The organism is Thermotoga sp. 2812B, from assembly GCF_000789335.1.
Lineage (GTDB): Bacteria > Thermotogota > Thermotogae > Thermotogales > Thermotogaceae > Thermotoga > Thermotoga maritima.
Genome location: NZ_CP003408.1, coordinates 830,885 through 845,233, shown reverse-complemented (window position 1 = coordinate 845,233; position 14,349 = coordinate 830,885). Strand labels below are relative to the sequence as shown.

General features: G+C 47.2%; 16 protein-coding genes and 1 tRNA gene. 7 read left to right on the top strand and 10 right to left on the bottom strand.

Going from position 1 to position 14,349, the window contains the following annotated elements:
• Positions 1-151: 151 nt before the first annotated feature.
• On the bottom strand, positions 152-244 hold the full coding sequence (locus T2812B_RS09810) for a transposase (RefSeq protein WP_231556600.1): 93 nt from the start codon (positions 242-244) through the stop codon (positions 152-154).
• 177 nt (positions 245-421) lie between these two features.
• Here T2812B_RS09810 and T2812B_RS04260 point away from each other — a divergent pair, with 177 nt between their 5' ends.
• The 5 genes from T2812B_RS04260 to T2812B_RS04240 are packed head-to-tail and all read left to right on the top strand — an operon-like array spanning position 422 to position 4,049.
• Positions 422-1,198, top strand: coding sequence for a flagellin (locus T2812B_RS04260; protein WP_008194010.1), 777 nt, complete (start codon positions 422-424; stop codon positions 1,196-1,198).
• Position 1,199: 1 nt separating this feature from the next.
• Positions 1,200-1,784, top strand: coding sequence for an isochorismatase family protein (locus tag T2812B_RS04255; RefSeq protein ID WP_008194008.1), 585 nt, complete (start codon positions 1,200-1,202; stop codon positions 1,782-1,784).
• Positions 1,745-2,539 (top strand): NAD(P)/FAD-dependent oxidoreductase, encoded by a 795-nt coding sequence (locus T2812B_RS04250; protein WP_008194007.1) that lies wholly within the window; start codon positions 1,745-1,747, stop codon positions 2,537-2,539. The genes T2812B_RS04255 and T2812B_RS04250 overlap by 40 nt, the downstream gene beginning before the upstream one ends.
• Complete coding sequence (locus T2812B_RS04245; protein ID WP_008194005.1) at positions 2,536-3,108, top strand: MBL fold metallo-hydrolase; 573 nt, start codon at positions 2,536-2,538, stop codon at positions 3,106-3,108. Before T2812B_RS04250 ends, T2812B_RS04245 begins: the two co-directional genes overlap by 4 nt.
• A gap of 5 nt (positions 3,109-3,113) precedes the next feature.
• The gene (locus tag T2812B_RS04240) at positions 3,114-4,049 is read left to right on the top strand and encodes a hypothetical protein (protein WP_008194003.1); all 936 of its coding nucleotides are present in this window, start codon (positions 3,114-3,116) and stop codon (positions 4,047-4,049) included.
• Between the two features lie 23 nt (positions 4,050-4,072).
• Here T2812B_RS04240 and trpA read toward each other — a convergent pair whose 3' ends face one another.
• The 7 genes from trpA to T2812B_RS04205 are packed head-to-tail and all read right to left on the bottom strand — an operon-like array spanning position 4,073 to position 11,690.
• Positions 4,073-4,792, bottom strand: coding sequence for a tryptophan synthase subunit alpha (gene trpA / locus T2812B_RS04235; protein ID WP_004082732.1), 720 nt, complete (start codon positions 4,790-4,792; stop codon positions 4,073-4,075).
• Positions 4,789-5,958, bottom strand: coding sequence for a tryptophan synthase subunit beta (gene trpB / locus T2812B_RS04230; protein ID WP_004082734.1), 1,170 nt, complete (start codon positions 5,956-5,958; stop codon positions 4,789-4,791). The genes trpA and trpB overlap by 4 nt, the downstream gene beginning before the upstream one ends.
• Positions 5,959-5,960: 2 nt before the next feature.
• Positions 5,961-6,578: a phosphoribosylanthranilate isomerase gene (locus T2812B_RS04225; RefSeq protein ID WP_004082737.1), complete on the bottom strand. Its 618-nt coding sequence runs from the start codon at positions 6,576-6,578 to the stop codon at positions 5,961-5,963.
• Entirely contained in the window at positions 6,566-7,324 is a 759-nt protein-coding gene (locus T2812B_RS04220; protein WP_015646085.1) for an indole-3-glycerol-phosphate synthase, read from the bottom strand. The genes T2812B_RS04225 and T2812B_RS04220 overlap by 13 nt, the downstream gene beginning before the upstream one ends.
• Positions 7,299-8,930 (bottom strand): bifunctional anthranilate synthase component II/anthranilate phosphoribosyltransferase, encoded by a 1,632-nt coding sequence (locus T2812B_RS04215; protein WP_024103750.1) that lies wholly within the window; start codon positions 8,928-8,930, stop codon positions 7,299-7,301. The genes T2812B_RS04220 and T2812B_RS04215 overlap by 26 nt, the downstream gene beginning before the upstream one ends.
• Before the next feature lie 5 nt (positions 8,931-8,935).
• Positions 8,936-10,309 (bottom strand): anthranilate synthase component I family protein, encoded by a 1,374-nt coding sequence (locus T2812B_RS04210; RefSeq protein ID WP_004082742.1) that lies wholly within the window; start codon positions 10,307-10,309, stop codon positions 8,936-8,938.
• A 28-nt stretch (positions 10,310-10,337) separates the two neighbouring features.
• A complete protein-coding gene (locus T2812B_RS04205) occupies positions 10,338-11,690 on the bottom strand; it encodes a PleD family two-component system response regulator (RefSeq protein WP_008193996.1) in 1,353 nt (450 codons plus the stop codon).
• A 101-nt stretch (positions 11,691-11,791) separates the two neighbouring features.
• On the opposite strand from T2812B_RS04205, the gene T2812B_RS04200 reads away from it, so the two are divergent.
• Positions 11,792-11,868, top strand: a tRNA-Pro gene (locus T2812B_RS04200).
• 46 nt (positions 11,869-11,914) lie between these two features.
• Complete coding sequence (locus T2812B_RS04195) at positions 11,915-12,142, top strand: FmdB family zinc ribbon protein (RefSeq protein ID WP_008193994.1); 228 nt, start codon at positions 11,915-11,917, stop codon at positions 12,140-12,142.
• Here the strand turns inward: T2812B_RS04195 and tsaD are convergent.
• Together tsaD and clpX are read right to left on the bottom strand one after the other, a co-directional pair.
• Complete coding sequence (tsaD, locus tag T2812B_RS04190) at positions 12,139-13,122, bottom strand: tRNA (adenosine(37)-N6)-threonylcarbamoyltransferase complex transferase subunit TsaD (RefSeq protein WP_008193992.1); 984 nt, start codon at positions 13,120-13,122, stop codon at positions 12,139-12,141. The two genes, T2812B_RS04195 and tsaD, sit on opposite strands and share 4 nt — an antisense overlap.
• Positions 13,119-14,339, bottom strand: a complete 1,221-nt coding sequence (gene clpX / locus T2812B_RS04185) for an ATP-dependent Clp protease ATP-binding subunit ClpX (protein ID WP_008193990.1) — start codon at positions 14,337-14,339, stop codon at positions 13,119-13,121. The genes tsaD and clpX overlap by 4 nt, the downstream gene beginning before the upstream one ends.
• Positions 14,340-14,349: the final 10 nt, after the last annotated feature.

Genomic DNA, 14,349 nt, shown 5'->3' with positions numbered 1-14,349 from the left:
GAGGTAGGGTTTTCTGCTTCAACCCGTGATGGCTCGTAGACCCTTTTTAGGTTCCGCCGCCAGAGCACGGTCAACGGGCATGAACTCGGACGGCTCCCGCCCTACTGATAGCATCAAGCCATACCTGGCTAGATTCTTTGCAGCGTCCCTATCATGATGCGCTCCACTCTTTGGCTTCTTTATTTATGTATCCACATTCACTGCATAGCTGACTTGAGGGATAGTATCTGCTTGCTTTTATCACTTTGATCCCACAGCGCTTTGCCTTAAATGTTGAGATCTTTCACCACGATCTTTCCAGTTTGGCTTTCGCTGACAAGATCGCGGATGATTTGTAAAGCCAGTCGTTCTTTACTATTCTTATCACGTAGTTTTCTTTGCACGTTCTGATAAAATTCATTATGGAAAGGGGGGATTTAGGATGAGGGTGAACGACGTAAGTCTGATGCGGTACATTCAGCAACTCAGCCTTGAAAGAAAAGCCCCCACACCGGGAAGTTTCCTCTTCAACACAGTATCTGAACTTGCCGTTCAGCAGAAATTGAGAGGACAGATAGAAGGATACAAAGCGACTCTCTCTCAGATATACAACGGAATGGGCCTTTTGAACACGACTGACGCGGGACTTGAAAGCATATCAACAGCGCTTCAGAGGGCAAGAGAACTCGCCGTTCAGGCTTCGAACGCTACTCTCACAGACGCAGAAAGATCCATGATACAGAAAGAATACGAGGAGATAATGCGCGGTGTGAAAAGGATTATCCAGCAGACAACTTACAACGAACAGAGGGTGCTCGCCGGAGACGTTCGAAACCTTGTGATCCAAACTGGACCCAATGAAGGACAGAACGTAACGGTGAACATACCAAACCTCGAAGAGACTCTCTCCGAACTGTTTGAAGTGGACCTTTCCACCTTCGAAGGAGCACAAAGATCTCTTGAAACCATAGATCAAGCTCTGGAAAACATCTCTCAGATCAGAGGAAACGTTGGATCCTGGATGAACAGGCTGGAGTCTTCAGCAAGAAGTGTGATGAACAGCTACACGGAGCTCTTCAAAACAGAAAGCCTTTTCGAACCGAGCGTGGCAGAACTTCTCCTCGAGTCAACGAAGGAAGACATTTTGAGACAGACGGCACTGACCGGAATTCTCTTCAGAATGGAAAATGCGGGAAACGTACTCAAACTCTTGATGTAGTATGTTTTATTTCCCAGAAAGAGAAAAGAAAAGATTCACTTTGAAAAGGCCGGCACTTCTCATCATCGATCTTCAAAATTATTTCACCTCTCCTGACTCCCCAGCATACCTTCGGGGAGTGGAGGTTGCTATCGAAAACATCAGAAAACTGAAGATCTCCTTCGAAAGAGCGAAACTTCCCGTGATAGCCACGGTCCACGTGGGAGCGTCTCCGATGATGAAGAAGTGGTGGGGAAACGAAGTGGATAAAAGGTGGGCCGTTCCCGTTTTTTCCGATGTTCTTCTTTTTGAAAAGAACACGTACGACGCGTTTTATTCAACGAAACTCGAAGAAGAGCTCAGAGCAAGAAACGTCAACCAGCTGATCATAACAGGTGTGATGACACATCTTTGCTGTGAAACTACAGCCCGAAGCGCTTTTGTGAGAAACTTCGAAGTGATAATGGTGGAAGACGCTCTGTGGGATAAAAACGAATGGTACCACTTCTCTTCACTGAAAAACCTGGCACATGGAGTTGCGTACATCGCTAAGACGGAGGAGATCCTGTGCGCGTTGGAATCGTTGGAGCAGGGCCAGCGGGAGTAGCAGCCGCTGTGTTTCTGAGGAGGTACAACGTTCACGTTACAGTGTTCGAAAAAAACAGGGTGGGAGGACTTTTGCGGAACGCCCATCTCGTTGAAAACATCCCGGTTTTGCCTCCAGCCTCCGGTGAAGAGATCTGCAAAACACTGGAGAAAAGATTATTTGAATCTGGTGCTGAACTCATATGGGAAGAAGTTGTAAAAGTGGAAAACGAAAAAATTCTGACAGAAAGAGAAATTCATTCGTTCGACTACGTGATCGTTGCAAGCGGCACGATTCCAAGGAGAATTCCAGAGTTCGAAGTATCTGAGAAGGTGGTCTATGAGTTCATCGATCTTCCAGAATTCGAAAAACTCGCAATCTATGGAGCAGGAGACGCTGCATTCGACAGTGCTTTGAACGCTCTTGTGAGAGGAAAAGAGGTACATCTTTTCAACAGAGGCAGCAGAATCAGAGCGCTTCCCCTTCTGGTCGAGAGAGCGAAAAAATACGAGAAATTCTATTATCATGAAAGATGCCCCATCCTCAAAGTGGAAGAAGAAAGCAAAATGGTTAAACTGAAAACAGAACACGGTGTTTTCACCTTCGACGCTCTCCTTTTGTCTGTAGGCAGGGTTCCAAACACTTCTTTCGTTGAACCTGGAGAAAGAAATTTCATCGTCGGAGATGCGAGAGGTGGCTTCAGGCAGGTATCGATAGCGATGGGCAGTGCCATCGAAACAGCGATGGAGATCCTGAGAAGAGAGGGAACAATATGAAAGTCGGTAGATACACAACTTCGCCGCCGTTCGATGTAAACACATACGTGTTTGAGATTGATGGTACTCTCTACGTGATAGATCCAGGAGAAGGGATCTCTCAATTCGTCAGCAAGCCAGTCGTTGTCCTCGTCACACACGGCCACTGTGACCACATATCGGGAATCCTGGAACTGGATGTAAGAGGTCTTTTCATCTCTCCCGAAGACGCCTTCATGCTGACAGATCCTGCCGCGAACCTTTCCAGTGATTTCATGGACCATCCGGTGATCGTTGATCTTCCATGGGAGAGCATTGATCTTCACTTCAGAACACTCAAGGTGCCAGGCCATACAAAAGGGTCTCGATTCATCATCTTCGACGGAGTGGTTTTCACCGGAGATACGGTCTTTGCCGACACGATCGGAAGGATAGACCTTGGAGGATCGGAAGAGGAAATGAGAACCACACTGAAAAAGGTGAAAGAGTTCTTCAAAAATCTTCCAGAGGACTGGCTCGTGTGTCCTGGCCACGGTGAGATCACGACTGTGGGAGATCTTCTGAAAAGGAACATATTCCTGGGGAGGTAAAAGCTGTGAAAATTCTCAAGAGAGTAGGAAAAGAAGAAGTCGCATACGTGTATCTTGGAGAAACTTCCAGGGGAAATCTGGTGGAATTCGTTGAATCGATTCAGCCCCCCGTTCCCCGCGAAAAGAAATGGGTTCTCATCGTTTCAACACTCGCTGGATGTCCCGTGGGATGTCTCATGTGCGACGCTGGAGGTTTCTACAGAGGTAAACTCTCCGCCGATGAAATCTTCGAACAGATCGATTTTCTGGTGAAGAGCAGGTACCCAAACGGAAGGATCCCTTCGGAGAAGTTCAAAATACAATTTGCAAGGATGGGAGAGCCCGCACTGAACGAAGCCGTTCTCGATGTTCTGAAGGAACTTCCAGCAAGGTACGAAGCACCGGGACTGATGCCTTCGATCTCCACAGTTGCCCCTTGCGGGACGGATTCTTTCTTCGAAGATCTTCTTAAAATAAAGGAAAAACACTACAGAGGTAAGTTCCAGCTTCAGTTTTCCATTCACTCTACAGACGAGAAAGAAAGAGACCAAATCATTCCCGTCAAAAAATGGTCTCTCGAAAAGATATCAGAGTTCGGAAAGCGGTTCGTGAAAGAAAACGACAGAAAAATCACCTTGAATTTCGCTGTGGCACAGGAGTACTCGCTGGACCCGAAAGTCATCATAAGAGTTTTCGATCCCGAGAAGTTCCTTGTGAAAATCACACCGGTGAACCCCACCTATCGTTCAAAGGAGAACAATCTGAATTCAGATGTTGACGTCGAAAGAAAAGAACTTCTGAAGCATCGGAACTTCATAGAGGAGCTCAAAAAAGCTGGTTTTGAAGTGATCCTGAGTATCGGTGAACTCGAGGAGAACAAGATCGGCAGTAACTGTGGTCAGTACGTCCAGAGACACTTGATGAGCGAAAGAAAGATCGTGGATGGTTACCAATACGTGTGAAAAACCCCGCGCGGGCGGGGTTTTCATTTTCCGAGGAGTTCTTTTACTTTCTCAACAACCTTCCTGGGAATCTCATCCTTCGGATTTTCTTCCATTATTCTCACAAGAGCACTTCCGACGATCACACCGTCGGCGATCTCCCACACCTTTTTCACCTGTTCGTGCCTGGAGATTCCAAAACCCACGAAGAGAGGAAGTTTTATTCTTTCTTTCACCCTCTTTATGTGATCCGCGAAAGGAAGGTCTTCCCTCTCACCTGTGACACCGTACCGGGATATGTAATAGACGAACGGAGCCTGAACGGAATTGATCAAATCTATTTCCTCGTCTTTGGTGTTCGGTGCAACGAAGGGAACTATGGGATACGCTATATCGACGTTCTTTACCTCCCTCAAGGGCAGGTCAGGTATGATCAAGCCCTTCACACCGAGTTTTTTCAATTCATCGAGGAGTTTTTCTTTTCCCTCTGGATAGTTCACTATCGGATTCAGATAACTCATCAGGTAGAGATCGTAATCAACAGATATTTCACTCAGCATCTCCAGAATCTTTTTTATAGTGACACCGTTTCTCAAAGCCACGCTGTGGGCAAGCTGAATAACAGGACCGTCTGCGACCGGATCGGAGAACGGAACTCCTATCTCCACACCTGTGATGCCGAGTTCGTTGAGAGCGATCAGTATTTTCCTTGTTGTTTCAAGATCGGGAAATCCAGCGGGGATGTATGCAATAAAGCCCTTCATCTTATCCTCTCCCTGACGTACGGATGGTTCAAAACTGATTCTAAATCCTTGTCGCCGCGCCCTGAAAGGTTCACAACGACGACCTTACCCTTTATATTGATCTTCTTCAGGTAAGCCAGTGCGTGAGAGCTTTCGAGTGCTGGAATGATCCCTTCCAGCCTTGAAAGTTCGATGAAGGCATCGAGAGCTTCTTCATCCGTCACCGCATCGTACAGAACTTTTCCAGTCTCCCTCCAATAAGCATGTTCAGGCCCCACACCGGAATAGTCCAGTCCCGCCGAAACCGAGTGTGTCACCTGAACCTGGCCCCAGTCATCTTGAAGAACGAAGGTCTTACTTCCGTGTAGGTATCCAATTTTCCCTTTGAGAAGAGAAGCTGCGTGCTTTCCGGTTTCGAGGCCTTCTCCACCGGCTTCCACTCCGATCAGCTTCACACCGGAATCTATGAACGGGTAGAATATACCGGCGGCGTTGCTTCCTCCTCCAACGCACGCAACGATGTAATCCGGCAATCTCCCTTCCTTCTCAAGGATCTGCTTTTTTGTTTCCTCACCAATCACCTTCTGAAAGTTTCTCACTATGATCGGATACGGGTGAGGTCCCACGACGGATCCAATGACGTAGTAGGTGGTCTGAAGGTTCGTGATCCAGTCCCGAAGAGCTTCGTTTATGGCGTCTTTCAGCGTTCTGCTTCCGCTCTTCACAGGGACCACTTTCGCACCGAGAAGTTTCATCCTCTCAACGTTAGGTTTCTGTCTGATCGTGTCTTCTTCGCCCATGTATATGACGCACTCCATTCCAAAGAGCGCGGCAGCCGTTGCAGTGGCAACACCGTGCTGTCCCGCTCCTGTTTCCGCTATTATTCTTGTTTTTCCCATCTTTTTTGCGAGAAGCACCTGACCTATGGCGTTGTTTATCTTGTGAGCGCCTGTGTGAAGAAGATCTTCGCGCTTCAAATAGATCCTGGCACCGTACTTTTCACTCAACCTTCTGGCAAAGTAAAGAGGAGTGGGGCGTCCAGCGTAATCCCTTAGAAGGTCGTTGAACTCTTTCCAGAACGATTCATCCTTCATGATTTCCTCGTAAGCCGCCTCAAGTTCCTCGAGTGCGGGCATGAGAATCTCGGGAACGTACTGACCTCCGTAAGGACCGAAGTAACCTTTCATTCTCACAACCCCTTTGCATTTTTAATGAACATCTTTATTGAATCGTGATCTTTCTTTCCCGGAAAGGCCTCAACACCGGAAGACACATCCACCGCGAAAGGTCTAACCACGTCTATCGCACTTCTGACGTTCTCAGGATTCAAACCTCCCGATAGCACGAGATACCTGAACCGGTCCCTGTACGGGAGGATCAGAGACCAGTCGAACGTTTTTCCGCTTCCTCCATACTCCGGTGTCTTCGTATCGAGAAGAATCGGAAATTCCCTGTAATTCAAAGCACGTTCCATATCCCTTTCGTTCGAAACTCCAACTGCTTTTATCACCAGGATTCTCTCCGCTATTTTTCTGCACAGTTCGATCGGTTCTTCTCCATGTAGCTGGACCGCGTTCAGCTGAACATAAGAGGCCACATCCAGAATCTTTTCTGGTTCTTCGTTCACAAAGACCCCCACACGAAAAACGAAAGGAGGTAATTCAACAGAAATCCTCCTGGCATCCTCAGGAGAGATGTACCTTTTGCTCTTAGGATAGAAAACGAATCCCACAGCGTCAGCACCACTCTCCACAGAAAACAGTGCATCTTCCAGGTTCGTTATCCCGCAGATTTTCACTCTGACCATGCTCTCATCTCTTCTAGAAATCTTCTTGGATTTTCGGCTTTCATGATGGATGTACCAACGAGAACAGCGTTCACTTTCCCCCGCAGATCCTTGAGTTCTCTGGGATCTTTTATGCCACTTTCAGCGACCACAACCGTATCATCCGGCACGAGTGGTAGAAGTTCCCACAGCACATTTTTCTTTATCTCGAAAGTGTCCAGATCTCTCGTGTTGATACCGATTATCTTCGGTCTGATCACCGAAAAGACCTTCTCCAGATCTTCTCTGGAGTGGACTTCTACGAGACTGTCCATTCCGAGCTCTTCCGCCGCTTCATAGATCTCTTTTATCTGCTCTGCAGTGAGTATTCGAGCAATTATAAGGATGGCGTCCGCTCCCACACTGGAAGCCAGTTTCACCTGGACCGTGTCTATATAGAAGTCCTTAGCGAGAATGGGTCTGCAGGTCAAGTTTCTCGCCGCTCTTACGAAGGCAGGATCTCCTTTGAAATAGTGCTTTTCCGTGAGGATGCTGATCGCATCCGCCAGCTCGTCGTACATCCTTATGAAATCTTCCAGAGAAGCATCAGCGTTTATATCTCCAGCAGATGGAGAAGCCTTCTTGAATTCCGCTATGATCTTCACTCTCTCTTTTCCCGACAGAACCTCCAGAAATCTGTGGTTTCTTCTTTGAACGATCAAGTTCTCGCCGTCTATCTCCAGAATATCTTTCTTTTTGGCTTCAACTATTTCCCAGAGTCTTCTGATAGTCCATTACCTCCCTCAATTTTTTGTAGGCCTCACCCGTTCTGATGAGATCGAGAGCCTTCCCGACACCGTCCTTTATGGTGTCACATTCACCCACCAGCCAGAAAACAACCCCTGCGTTCAGAGCCACCGTCTCCACCTGTGTTCTGCTGGCTTCTCCTTTCAGAACACTTTCCATCATCCGGTACGCCTCTTTGGGATCGGAAGGACCTTTCAGCTCCTCGGGGTCTCCACTCTTCAATCCGAGTTCTTCGGGATCCAGCACCATGGGGACGATCTCTTCCTGAGTAACGAGGAGTAGGTTGTTCTTACCACACGTGGTGAGTTCGTCTGTGAAACCTCCGTTGACCACTGCCGAGCGTTCCGTACCAAGACGTTGAAGGGCCGTTGCGAGTTTGGAAGCGAAAGAAAGATCGAAGACCCCCACCACCTGGTACTTCACCCTGGCAGGGTTCGTTATGGGACCAAGAAGGTTGAAAGCCGTCCTTATCTTCAGCTGTCTTCTCGCGGGCATCACGTGCTTCATCGCTGGATGAAGAAGCGGTGCGAAAAGGAAAGAAAAACCGGTTTCTTTGAGCTCTCTTTCCATCTCCTCCGGTGTCTTTTCAAGTTTGTACCCACCGGCTTCGAGAACGTCGGCACTCCCCACCTTGCTTGAGACAGATCGGTTACCGTGTTTTGCAACGGGAATACCAGCCGCAGCAACGACAAAGGCCGTTGTCGTTGAAATGTTGAACGTGCCAAAACCGTCTCCACCGGTTCCGCAGGTGTCGACCGTTCTTGGAGAAGGTGCTTTTATATGAATCGATTTTTCTCGCATGACGCTGGCCATTCCACCGAGTTCGTCTCCCGTTTCCTCTTTCATCCTGAGTGCCACAAGGAAACCTGCAATTTGAGCGTCCGTGGCATTCCCGGACATGATGAAGTTCATCACCTGACGGCTCTCTTCAAAAGTGAGATCTTCAAATTCTACGAGTTTCTTGAGAGCGGAAACGATGTCAATTTCCGTTTCTTCGGAAACTTTCTTTACCTGAATATCCTGGATGTTCAGGAAGTTCTTTATGATTCTCTTTCCTTCTTCGGTCAGCACGGATTCTGGATGAAACTGAACTCCAAAGGTTGGGTGTTCTTTGTGCTGGAGTCCCATGATCTCTCCATCGTCACTTTTGGCGGTGATTTCCAGAACTTCAGGAAGGGATGCCTCTTCAACAACGAGTGAATGGTACCGCGTAGCAACGAGTGGATTTTTCACACCAGAGAATACACCCTTTCCGTTGTGTACGATCTTCGATGTCTTTCCATGAAGAATCCTCTTTGCATGCACGATCTTTCCACCAAAAGCGTAGCCGATCACCTGGTGTCCAAGACACACACCGAGTATTGGAACCTTCCCGCTGAAGTGCCTCACAACATCAACGGAGATACCCGCTTCTTCGGGTCTTCCGGGGCCAGGAGATATAACTATGTGAGTGGGATTTTTTCTCTCTATCTCTTCGATCGTTATCTCGTCGTTTCTGAAGACTTCGATTTCACAGTCTGGTTCTACCTCACCGATGTACTGAACGATGTTGTAAACGAACGAATCGTAGTTGTCTATAACGATCACTCTTTTCAAAACAATCCCCCCTGGATCTTCTGCGCAACTTCCAGGCTCCTGAACAAAGCCCTGAGTTTGTTCAGAGTCTCCTGATATTCGCGCTCCGGAACGGAATCGTAAACGATACCCGCTCCTGCCTGGAGCCATCCCTGTTTACCTTTGAAGAAAAAGGACCTGATGGTGATAGCAGAATCCATGTTCATCCTTCCCTTATCATCGGGGAAAGAGAAATACCCAACGGCTCCAGCGTATGGCCCTCGCGGGGTGGGTTCGAGTTCTTCTATGATCTCCATTGCCCTCACTTTGGGTGCGCCAGAGACTGTCCCCGCAGGGAAAGTCGCTTCGAACACATCCACAGCATCTTTATCGTCCTTCAGTTCACCGCTCACCTGCGAGACTATGTGCATAACGTGGGAGTACCTCTCGATAACCATCTTCTTCTCCACTCGCACGGTTCCTTCTTTACAGACTCTTCCAAGATCGTTTCTTCCAAGGTCCACGAGCATAACGTGTTCTGCTATCTCTTTTTCGTCGTTCAAAAGTTCTCTCTCCAGCTTCAGATCTTCTTCAACAGTTCTTCCCCGCGGTCTGGTGCCGGCAATTGGCTTCACAGTGGCCTTGTCTCCTTCCACCTTCGCCATGGTTTCGGGAGAAGATCCCAAAACGACCGTGTCTCCGAACTTCAGATAAAACATGTAGGGAGAAGGATTGATCATTCTGAGCGCCCTGTAGATGTAGAACGGATCCAGCGTCGTTTTGAATGTGAAAGCCTGGGAGAGAACCACCTGGAATATGTCACCTTCTACAATGTACTTTTTGGCCTTTTCAACCACTTTGTAGAACTGCTCTCTTTCGAAGTTCGATTCCGGTTCTGTCACAAAAACGTTCTTCTCTGGTTTCTCCTCAAAAGGACTCAAGACCTTCGATGTGAGTTCCTCAGGGCTATCGCTGATGATGAAGACGTTGTTCTTCAGGTGATCGAATATTATGAGATGCTCGGGTACCACGAAATAAAACGTGGGAAACACAGAGGCTTTGACTTTGACTTTCTCTATGTAAGAAATGTAGTCATAACTGACGAAGCCAACGGCTCCTCCCCTGAACGAAGGGAGTTCGTCGTGTTTGACGCTGTATCTATAGACCTCAAGCCAATCTTTTATCGCCTTGAGAGGAGAGGAAGTGTAATCGAGCTGCTGATTCGAAGTTCTCAAGATTCCCTTTTCGAAAACGAGCACGTCTTTTTTACCTATACCTATGAAGGAATGCCTTCCGAAAGCGGAACCGAGCTCCACGCTTTCGAGCAGGAAAGCGAATTCTTCCCCTCTGGAAACCTTCATGAAGGTGGAAACCGGTGTTTCCAGATCCGAAACGAGCTTCAGCACGTGCATGCTATCACCCACTGTGATTTTTCAGTTATTATATCACGTAACGATCTTTCCCAGAACGCTTAGCTGTGTAAAGTTTTTTGTCTGCTTCCTCTATCAATTCCACTGGTGAGGACTCTTTCTTTGAAAACGCAACTCCTCCACTCAAAGTCACTTTCTTTTCACTTCCGAATATCTTCTGCCAGTCAAAATTTCTGATGTTCTCCATAATGTTGTCCATCGTTTTTACCACCGCGTCTCGCTCACCTGTTTCAAATACCACCATGAACTCCTCTCCACCGTATCTTCCCACTTTCCCAATCTTAACAGTTTCCCTCAGTATGTTTGCCACCACCCTCAACACTTCATCTCCCACCGGATGGCCGAACGTGTCGTTTATTTTCTTGAAATCGTCTATATCCATCATAGCTACCGCAATATTTTTTCCGTTTCGAAGAACTTCTTCCAGAAATCTCATGATTGCCCTCTTGTTAAACAAACCCGTCAATCCGTCTGTTTCTGAAGCTATCACGTAATCTCGAAAGTCGTTCAGATTTCTGAAAAGAACCATCAGACTCGAAAGAGAATCCTCTAAAACACTTCTCAATAGGAATGGATTTTCAACATCCTCAAACAATATAACCCCGAGTTCTGTTCCGTCATCCTTCACGACTGCAAAAACGTTATCATCCGAAATCGAGCCCTCACCAAAAACACCATAAAAGGACCAGAAGGATGGAGATGTTGGCTTTTCCAGTTTGGAGATCAGAAACTTCCTGAGAACTTCTTTATCAACCGATTTTCCAAAGGAGTAAATCCTTCCTTCACTTGTGGAAAGAAGAAGCACTCTGAAGCTTCCAAACAGGGAGAAATTTCTGAACAGCATAACAAGAAGAGAAATCACGTATCGCTCGTCGCGGGAGTACCTGAGATAAGAGAGAATTTCTTTCTCAAGAATCTCCCTCTTCAATCGCTTTTCAACGATATGAAAAACGTTTCCAGATTCGTTGCTCTCACGGTTTTTGAAAGACTCGTACGGAGTGTTCAGAAAAGCCTGAAGTTCTTTCTCGATTTCCTCTTTCTTTCCTTTGTTTATGAACAAGTTCGCTCCACTCTTTTTCGCCCAGAAGGGATTGACTGTGTCAGAAGATGCGGTCAATATGACTATTCCTGCGTCTTTGAAAACTCTCATTTCTCTCAAAACAACAGAAAGATAAAGTCCAGAGAAATCAGGCATGTTGTAATCGATGATGAAGTAGTCGGGTCTGTGATTCAAAGCTTTCTGTAACCCGTCCATTCCACCCTCTGCGAGGAGAATATCCACGTCCTTTTTGATATTTTTCACGATATCAGAAACGACAAGCCGCCAGAATTTGCTGTCGTCAACGATGAGAACTTTCTTCATCAATCTCCACCCTATCCCGAGTTTTTATAATAAATTATATATCAATGAAGAAAAAACGAGTTGAACTGACGACAGATTAATGGTATCATTTAAAAATGGATCGGGGCGTAGCGCAGGTGGCTAGCGCGCCTGCCTTGGGAGCAGGAGGTCGCTGGTTCAAGTCCAGTCGCCCCGACCATTTTTTTATCGAGGTAGACAAAGCACTATTGAAGGAGGTGAAAGACTTGCCAATCTATAGATATGTCTGCGAAGAATGCGGATACGAAACAACGGTCATGCATGGCATAAACGAATCACCAGAGGTTATCTGTGAAGAGTGTGGTGCCAGAATGAAGAGAACGATAGGAAGAGTGGGAATTATTTTCAAAGGAAGCGGTTTTTACATAACAGATTCGAGAAAGAGTGAGAAAAAGAAAGAAACAGCGTCCGCTTCAAGCGAAAAGAAAGACTAAACATTCAAGTTGGGATCGGCGTTCAAACTCAAGGGGGAGAACATCCCCCTTTTCGCTTTTTCGTAGCCCGCCTTTGCGACCATCAGAGCGTTGTCCGTGCAGAGTTCCAACGGTGGAAAGAAAACCTCGTAGTTCCATCTTTCCGCCCTTTTTTGTACCTCTTCTCTCAACATAGAATTCGCGGCAACACCACCGACGAACGCTATCTTTCTAATCCCAAGATTTCTTGCCAGTCGGAAGGTTTTTTCAACGAGAATATCAACAACCGCCTTCTGGAAAGAAGCCGCAACGTCTTCTACCTTGTAGTCTTTTTCCCTCTGGAGGAAATAGAGGACAGAAGTCTTCAAACCCGCAAAGCTGAAGTTGTAACTGTCATCATCCAGCATCGGACGAGGGAAGCTGTACTTTTCAGGATCTCCTTTCTTTGCCACTCTGTCGATCACGGGACCTCCGGGATATCCGAGTCCGAGGAGGCGAGCCACCTTATCGAATGCCTCCCCCGCCGAATCATCGAGCGTTTCACCCAGCACTTCCATGGAATAGTCTTCATTCACTTTCATCAGCTGTGTGTGTCCTCCTGAAACCATCAAAACAACGAGAGGCGGTTTCAGATCAGGGTTCGCCAGAAAAACCGCCTGCACATGAGCCTCTACGTGATTCACTCCAACGAAGGGTTTTTCAAGCGAAATGGCGAGTCCTTTTGCTGCGGACAGACCAACGAGGAGGGCACCGATTAGGCCAGGTCCATAGGTGGCCGCAACGACATCCACTGTCTCCGGTGGGACTTTTTCAAAAGCTTTCTTCAAAAGAATGGGTAAATTTTTGAGGTGGTGCCTGGCCGCCACTTCAGGCACCACCCCTCCAAACTTCTGGTGGACCTCTATCTGAGAAACTGTGAAATTCACAACAACGTTTTTACCATCGTCCAGAACAGCGACCGCCGTTTCATCGCAGGACGTTTCTATTCCAAGAACTCTCATGCCGATTCCCTCATAACAACGATGGGTTTTTCTTTTCCAAGAGCAACTTCTTCCGTGATAACGACCTTTTCCACGTTCTTCAAATTTGGAAGTTCAAACATCATATCTATCATCATTTCCTCAAACACGTTTTTCAGAGCGCGTGCACCTGTGCCTCTCTTGAGCGCCTTCCTCGCTATGATCCTGAGGGCTTCGTCCGTTACTTCCAGTTTCACACCGTCGATTTCGAACAGTTTTTGATACTGCCTCACAACGGCGTTCTTCGGTTCCTTCAGTATCCTGATGAGATCATCTTCCGACAGATCATCGAGCGTCGCTATCACAGGAAATCTTCCAACAAATTCTGGAATGAGACCGTACTGTACCAGATCGTCCGGTGTTACATGTTTCAGGATCTCTCCAAGTCTCATCTCCTTCTTGCTCTTTATCTCCGCACCAAATCCCATGGTGGTACTCTGAATACGTCTCTTTATGATTTCTTCAAGACCGTCGAACGCTCCTCCGGCTATGAAAAGGATGTTCCTCGTATCCACCTTTATGAACTCCTGGTACGGATGTTTCCTTCCACCCTGTGGTGGAACGTTCGCTATCGTTCCCTCCAGTATCTTGAGGAGAGCTTGCTGCACTCCTTCACCGGAGACATCTCTTGTTATCGAAGGATTTGGGGATTTCTTGGCTATCTTGTCGATTTCATCTATGTAGATGATTCCGTACTGGGCCCTTTCAACGTCGAAGTTCGCTGCCTCCAGCAGCCTGAGAACAACGTTTTCCACATCTTCTCCCACATATCCTGCCTCTGTGAGAGGTGTTGCATCGGCTATGGCGAATGGAACATTGAGGATTTTGGCGAGAATTCTCGCAAGATAGGTTTTCCCGGTGCCCGTGGGACCGATGAGAAGAACGTTCGATTTCTCTATCTCCACATCGTTAGAATCTAGGTTTGAGAACACCCGTTTGTAATGGTTGTAAACGGCCACGGAAAGGACTTTCTTCGCCCTTTCCTGTCCTATTATGTATTTGTCGAGTTCGGCCTTGATTTCCGCAGGTGTTGGAATTTCTTTTATTTCGTTTTTTATACGGACTTTTCTATCGCTTCTCAGAAGATCGTGAAACAGATCGATACACTCGTTACATATGTAAACGTTGTTGGGACCAGCAATCAGCCTTTCCACCTGCTGAATATCGCGTCCACAAAAACTACAGAACTTTCCTGCCATTCTCTCATCC

Bases quoted from the DNA above. Each gene is read 5' to 3' on its own strand.
- T2812B_RS04245 (WP_008194005.1), top strand. From the start codon at position 2,536: ATGAAAGTCGGTAGATACACAACTTCGCCGCCGTTCGATGTAAACACA.
- T2812B_RS04255 (WP_008194008.1), top strand. From the start codon at position 1,200: ATGTTTTATTTCCCAGAAAGAGAAAAGAAAAGATTCACTTTGAAAAGG.
- trpA (WP_004082732.1), bottom strand. From the start codon at position 4,792: ATGAAGGGCTTTATTGCATACATCCCCGCTGGATTTCCCGATCTTGAA.
- T2812B_RS04210 (WP_004082742.1), bottom strand. From the start codon at position 10,309: ATGCACGTGCTGAAGCTCGTTTCGGATCTGGAAACACCGGTTTCCACC.
- T2812B_RS04260 (WP_008194010.1), top strand. From the start codon at position 422: ATGAGGGTGAACGACGTAAGTCTGATGCGGTACATTCAGCAACTCAGC.
- trpB (WP_004082734.1), bottom strand. From the start codon at position 5,958: ATGAAAGGTTACTTCGGTCCTTACGGAGGTCAGTACGTTCCCGAGATT.
- T2812B_RS04225 (WP_004082737.1), bottom strand. From the start codon at position 6,578: ATGGTCAGAGTGAAAATCTGCGGGATAACGAACCTGGAAGATGCACTG.
- T2812B_RS04205 (WP_008193996.1), bottom strand. From the start codon at position 11,690: ATGAAGAAAGTTCTCATCGTTGACGACAGCAAATTCTGGCGGCTTGTC.
- tsaD (WP_008193992.1), bottom strand. From the start codon at position 13,122: ATGAGAGTTCTTGGAATAGAAACGTCCTGCGATGAAACGGCGGTCGCT.
- clpX (WP_008193990.1), bottom strand. From the start codon at position 14,339: ATGGCAGGAAAGTTCTGTAGTTTTTGTGGACGCGATATTCAGCAGGTG.